The following is a 6304-nucleotide window of genomic DNA, read 5'->3' as shown; positions in this document are numbered from 1 at the left end:
ATTTTATAACGTGTGGACTTTTTAAATTTTTTAATGAATTAATTACTTTTGATTTTTTAGTAATGATAAACATAGATAGATACCCAGTAATGTATCTGCACCAGAGTAATGGCCATGCTGAAGTAATCGACTAATCGCTCGGTTAAACTCTCGTTGGTTATCACTAAAGATAGAAAGATTGAGTAATGGCTCGGAAAAAAAACCATTTCTTGCCTGTTCTAAGTAGCTAGCACTGACTGATGTTGTTAACTCATAGAGATTTGTCGATTCTGGTAGTAATTCACTAGCAATGTTAGACAATTTCTCATCATGGTATGCAACAAACAACATTCCAACAATCATGTCATCGTGACTTGGTGTTAATCCAGGCCCCGCACCAATTAATTGACGCCAATTAGGTACATCTCCTTTCAGCCATTGCTTTAATGGATATAGAATATTATTTAATTCTTCCCCTATAGGCTGACGAATAGCATGAGATAATATTCCATACAAACCCGTTTCTTGCATACTCAATGACGCTAAACGTGTTTCTAACCAGTCTATGTTTAATGTTCTTTCTTTCGGTATCATCATCTTTATAGGGTTACTGCCCATATGTAGACAATGTTGACCAAGCTCTATTTTTTGATTTGATAGTGTAATCGGTAAATCTTGCTCAGTAAGATGATACAGCGCCATGAAGTCACAATCTGCAACCATCCAGCCAGAAGGTCCTAAACCACACCCCTCTCGATGTAACGTCAGTACGCGTTGGTCTTCAGTCACAAAATTAATTGCCTTTGAACTTCTACCAAGTAATCGAATGGAACCCGACCTTGATGGTGCTGTACGGCTGCATGCTATTGCTTCTAATATCATCATTACCTCCATTAAGGCAGCACATGGCTGCCACTAATGTTTATGCTTCTACACCCATTTTTTCTGCCAGTTTTTCCAATGCTTTTTCAAAGCAAGCCAATGGTGCTCTAACTGTTCCGGCACCAATTTGACCAATACCCGGTTCTTTATGCGCAATGCCTGTGTTGATGATGGGTGTAATACCCGTTTCGACAACATTACGTACATCAAGACCTAAACAAGCACCTTGGAAGTTCCAAGATGGAATTTGTAGCAGGTTATTTTGAGCAATATAGATTTCAGCCATTTCTTCAGAAACATCCAGCGCGACATCTACTCCGCCCACACCAACAAATCGCGTAACACCAGGAGCTGCAATCATCGCTGCACCACCAATGCCATAGGTTTCGGTAATGGCACTGTCGCCAATATCTGAGTTGGCTTGTTCTTGTGAATAACCCGTAAAATAGAGCCCTTCTGGAGTATTTACTGGTGCTGTGAACCATTCATCCCCTAATCCACTGACACGAATACCGAAGTCTTTTCCGTTTCGGGTCATCGCCGTCACAACACTGCCAGCTTGAACCGTCGCCCCTGCGTCCATCGCCGCTTTACAAAATGCCATCGCCAAGTTTAAGAAGAACTGATCAGTAATGCTTAGGAATTCATAAACACGTGCCAATACGTCTTTATCTATATCCAGTACTGCCAATTTTGGTGCAAGTGTTCTTAGCAATAAAGACGATGAAGCAATATTTCGCTGATGGAATTCATCACCCATCGTGATCCCTTGGGCCATTAGGGTACTCAGGTCAAGTCCACCTTCTGTATTGGCTAAAGCCGCTTTTAACACAGGTTGAAGCTCATCACGCATCCAGCATAAGCGTTGTTGCACTTCTTCACCGTATGCCCCGAAGCGCATCACTTTACCAATGCCTTCATTCATATTGCAGTAGGCGTAGTTACCATCGGCTTTGTTCTCGACCACAATAACGGGTGTGGTTGCTGAAGTAATGCCCCCCATTGGGCCCACAGCATTATGGTGGTGACATGGACTAAATTTGACTTTTCCACCTTCGAGTAAAGATAAAGCCTCGACATCTGATGCTGCCCAACCTTCATATAGACAAGCACTGATACATGCACCTTTCATTGGTCCTGTCATATCATTCCAGTCAATATGTGGGCCGGCATGTAGCAAGTTCATCCCATCTTTCAGCCATGGAATAACATCACCAGCGACTGCAACATCAACCCAAAATGGACGTGCATTTTTAATTTTTTCGATTACCGCATTATTTGCATCATCAATTGTTGAATACATTCTAACTTTCCCTATTTCAGATGTTTTAATAGACTGGCGAGCGATTTATTCCCACCGGCAATAGGTGCCCACTGATAATGAACAACAGGCGTTTCTGCTGATTGAAGGTCTTCTGCAAAGCTACGTAGGCCAACGTTAATAACTTGAACACCCTCAAGTAAAGATGGCTTCGTTGACGGCTCAACTAATGGCGTCACTTGCGTCAGTTTTTCTGCAAGTAATACTGCCTCTTCAAGGTTCGAAACAACAACAACACCGGCTTTTTCCAGTATTTCAATTTGAGATGAACGCTGTTGAGGGTCTGACTCTGTGCCTGTGACGGTGGCGATGACATGCAATGGATTGGATTGTCGTATTTGTCTTACTTGCTCAATCGCTTCAACTAATGGCGCTGCAGGGTCTAGCGTCGCGCCATAACCAAGAACAAGATCTACCAACATTATACCTATGCTACTCTCTGTTGCGCGGGCTTCAATCTCATCTGAACGCGTACTTGGGTCAATCATTGGGTGTGGGCGACCAACTGTATAATGATCATCACCTAAATCAATGATCTTATGCCCATCAGCATCAAGCATCGTGCCCATAGGGTGCGCACTATCAATGGCAAGACCTAGATTATCAGCTAACAACATTGCCGCTTCAGCAGCTAACGTACCCCCGGTGTATAATCCGAGTATTTTTTTACCCTGCACCGATGCAAGATCATCGCTGTACAGCTGAACACTGGCCAGCATCGCTGATAAACGTCCTGCATCAGCAAGGCTATTGACAAAGAAAACATTCTCATCACGAGCGCAGCTATGCTTCGTCCCCAAAAATAAAGCCACTACAGGTTTAGACAGTGATTTCATTTTGGCGATAACGATTTCTTCAACGCGAGGCGATGGTGGTTTTGAAACAAAAGCAAGCACTTTACTTTCATCGTCATTGTCTAACATGTCTAATGCGGCGAGGGCGCTTCGGCCTTCAACGTGTTCAGATAAGTCTCGACCACCTAAACCAATGGCATGATTAATGCCGTGGCCATTCAAGCAAATTTGAGAAGCAAGCTCTTGAATACCCGTACCCGAAGCGCCAACAATACTTATTTGACCATTCGGTACTGAGTTAGCAAATGCCAGTGGCGCACCTGCAACCATTGCGGTGCCACAATCTGGTCCCATCACGATAAGACCCTTACCCGCTGCTCTGCCTTTTAAGCAAACCTCTTCTTGAATATCAACGTTATCTGAAAACAACATGACATTTAGGCCCTGAGTTAACGCTTCATCGGCGACTTCAAAGGCGTATTCACCCGCAACCGATATCAACGCAAGGTTTGAGTTTGGTTGACGTTGCATTGCCGTTTGCCAGCGGCGCGCTTTTACTAACCTTTTACCACTGTTATTTGATTGAGCAATTTCGTCTAGTGCTTTATCTAGTGCAAGTGAAATTGATTGTGAAATATCGCTGCTAGCATTGTCATATGTACGAATAGCAACGCATATATCATTGGGAGTTGCATCATCGAACGTTGAGTGCCATAACCCTGTTGCTTCGAGTAGCGATTTGTTTGCGGGCGTTCCCATCATAACGGAAACTTCATCAACATCTTTACTATTACTTAGCTGCTTTGAAATTAGCATCAAGCTTACAGAGTCTTGAAAGCTGCCTTTTTTAATAAATGCCTGAATCATGGATTACCACCTTGTTAACCCCTATAAATTTATATCCCAACACAATAATTGAGCGGATAAATTGCTCTTTTTCTTTGTCTTAAACAGAAAGTAATATATTTATTTATAATAATTTATGAGCTTCATCACACTCATTTCATTGTTATACTTTTTCAAAAACTCCACATGCCGCTTTCAAATTATATTTAAGAAACGATTTCGTGAACAACATCACGAATTTAACTGCATTGATACACTGGAACTATAGCCTTATGGTAAAACCTCACGTAAGACAACCTTTATTATATCCACCAACATTTTTTACATTTAAAAACCCAATTATTACTTTTTTATATTTTCGATCAATATTTTGTATTTATACGTAGATAGAATACATTATTATTTACTATAAAAAGCAAGGATAACGAATGTTAGATAGAGAGACTGTCCGCTCTTTTATGAAAGTTGCTGAGTTTAGTAATTTTTCTAAAGCTGCAGAAGCACTTCATAAAACACCCGCGGCAATTAGCTATCGCATTAAAGTGCTAGAAGAGGACATGTGCACCCAACTTTTCACGAGAACAACAAGGAGTGTACATTTAACACCCGCTGGTGAACATTTATTAAGTCATTGTTATAAATGGCTTGAATGGATGAATAGCATCCCACAAGACCTTCAACAAATCGCAGACGGCGTAGAAAGAAAAATAAATATTGTCGTCAATAACTTGTTATTTAATGAACAAGCTGTTGCATCGCTAATTTCAGCATTACATAAAGAGTTCCCATTTACTGAAATTAATATATCTAGCGCTGTTTACATGGGCGTTTGGGATGATTTATTGAATAACGATTACCACTTCGCAATTGGTGTTCCAGGCCGAGACAGCATTGATAATCAAATTGCAATGCAACCATTAGGTCGATTAAGCTGGACGTTTGTTCTATCGCCATTACACCCTCTTGTTAAAGCAGAAGGTACGCTAAAAGAATCACAGTTACGCAATTACCCTGCAATTAATATAGAAGATACCTCTCAGCATATAAACAAACGAACTGGCTGGCTTTTACGAGATCAAAAAGAAATAAAAGTCCCCGACCTTTCGACCAAATTAGCATGTCACCGGAATGGGGCGGGTATCGGCTTTTTGCCAACCAATTATGCATTACCGTTAATCGAAGACGGAGAGTTAATCGAGAAAAAAGTACAGTGGAGCCGAATGCCGTCTCCACTATCACTTGGTTGGCGTCATGAGTCTTGTGGTAAAGTCACTAAATGGATCATTGACGCATTTAACCGAAGAGAACCAATGGTTGAAGGGTTCTTACAGAATATTGATTTATCAATGGACCAATAAATCTGATTCAGCGGGGGAAATAACCAATTCAGGACGAATACATGTTCCTTTTTCTCCTGCTAAAATCGCTTCAACATCTTGTAAAGCACCAATAAATGCAACATTACCTGTTGCTTCAACAAAACTGATTACCGATTCCGCTTTTGGCCCCATGGCACCATCAGGCACAGCAAAAGGCTTCATTTGTGAAGAAGTAACATCGCGTAAGGCCCTTTGATTTACCGTCCCCCAATCCACATAAACAGCATCGGCATCTGTTAAAATCAGTAAATGATCTGCTTTAAGCTGCTTGGCTAACATCGATGCGACAAGATCTTTATCTATAACAGCTTCAACGCCTGTCTGTTTTTCATTTTCACCGACAACGGGCATTCCACCACCACCACAACAAACAACCAGCTCACCGTTATCAAGTAAATGACTAATTGTTTTAGCCTCAATGACCTTCTGTGGGAAAGGCGATGCAACAACTCGTCGGACATATTCTCCATCAGCTTTCATCTGCCAGCCATATTGCTGCTCTAATGCTTTTTGTTGGCTAGGTGCATAAACAGGGCCGATGAATTTTGTTGGATCCTCAAACGCAGGGTCATTGGCATCCACACTCACTCTTGTTAGTAAGCAAGAAACATCTTTCACCCCATATTGCGTCAAAGATTGCGCAATCATATATCCAATCATTCCTTGTGTTTCAGCTACCAGCACATCAAGAGGATAAGATGGCACTTCTGCATAGGCTTGGTCTTGCAGCGCAAGTAAGCCGACTTGTGGGCCATTACCATGCACAATTGTAATGGCGTATTCGTCTGAAAGTTGGCTTATCAAGGAAGAGACTGTTTTTATATTTTTATATTGATTTTCTGCTGATAACACTTCACCGCGTTTCAACATTGCATTTCCACCAAGTGCAATGACAATACGTTTTTTGATCATTCGACATACCTTCTGTTGTAAGATTATTTATATAAATAGATTAATTAGATGATAATTATTAATATGTACTTAATACGTTTAAACGCTATCTTTGACTATCTGCTATATAAAAAATAATCTGCTAAAGAGATCATGTCTATCTTCAAATCTCTATATTTGCTTTTATAAAACATTTTTAATCAATACAAATA

5 protein-coding genes are annotated in these 6304 nt (G+C 40.9%); 1 reads left to right on the top strand and 4 read right to left on the bottom strand.

Annotated features, from left to right (window positions below; translation table 11 throughout):
• Positions 1-42 precede the first annotated feature (42 nt).
• Genes L4D78_RS27875 through fdrA form a run of 3 tightly spaced genes read right to left on the bottom strand, consistent with a single transcriptional unit; the run spans position 43 to position 3843 of the window.
• The gene (locus tag L4D78_RS27875) at positions 43-864 is read right to left on the bottom strand and encodes an oxamate carbamoyltransferase subunit AllH family protein (protein ID WP_428469937.1); all 822 of its coding nucleotides are present in this window, start codon (positions 862-864) and stop codon (positions 43-45) included.
• Positions 865-901: 37 nt separating this feature from the next.
• The gene (locus L4D78_RS27870) at positions 902-2164 is read right to left on the bottom strand and encodes a YlbE family protein (protein ID WP_428469936.1); all 1263 of its coding nucleotides are present in this window, start codon (positions 2162-2164) and stop codon (positions 902-904) included.
• Between the two features lie 11 nt (positions 2165-2175).
• Positions 2176-3843, bottom strand: a complete 1668-nt coding sequence (gene fdrA / locus L4D78_RS27865) for an acyl-CoA synthetase FdrA (protein WP_428469935.1) — start codon at positions 3841-3843, stop codon at positions 2176-2178.
• Between the two features lie 407 nt (positions 3844-4250).
• Between fdrA and allS the strand changes: the two genes are divergently transcribed.
• Positions 4251-5180 (top strand): HTH-type transcriptional activator AllS, encoded by a 930-nt coding sequence (gene allS, locus L4D78_RS27860; RefSeq protein ID WP_428469934.1) that lies wholly within the window; start codon positions 4251-4253, stop codon positions 5178-5180.
• Here the strand turns inward: allS and L4D78_RS27855 are convergent.
• On the bottom strand, positions 5166-6113 hold the full coding sequence (locus tag L4D78_RS27855) for a carbamate kinase (protein ID WP_428469933.1): 948 nt from the start codon (positions 6111-6113) through the stop codon (positions 5166-5168). The genes allS and L4D78_RS27855 overlap by 15 nt on opposite strands.
• Positions 6114-6304: the final 191 nt, after the last annotated feature.

The organism is Photobacterium minamisatsumaniensis, assembly GCF_050336695.1.
Taxonomy (GTDB): Bacteria; Pseudomonadota; Gammaproteobacteria; order Enterobacterales; family Vibrionaceae; genus Photobacterium; species Photobacterium minamisatsumaniensis.
The sequence above is the reverse complement of the archived record's forward strand: the minus strand, read 5'-3'. Positions and strand labels throughout refer to the sequence as shown.

Excerpts from the sequence above, each read along its gene's own strand:
- fdrA (WP_428469935.1), bottom strand. The coding sequence starts at position 3,843 with ATGATTCAGGCATTTATTAAAAAAGGCAGCTTTCAAGACTCTGTAAGC.
- L4D78_RS27855 (WP_428469933.1), bottom strand. The coding sequence starts at position 6,113 with ATGATCAAAAAACGTATTGTCATTGCACTTGGTGGAAATGCAATGTTG.
- L4D78_RS27870 (WP_428469936.1), bottom strand. The coding sequence starts at position 2,164 with ATGTATTCAACAATTGATGATGCAAATAATGCGGTAATCGAAAAAATT.
- L4D78_RS27875 (WP_428469937.1), bottom strand. The coding sequence starts at position 864 with ATGATGATATTAGAAGCAATAGCATGCAGCCGTACAGCACCATCAAGG.
- allS (WP_428469934.1), top strand. The coding sequence starts at position 4,251 with ATGTTAGATAGAGAGACTGTCCGCTCTTTTATGAAAGTTGCTGAGTTT.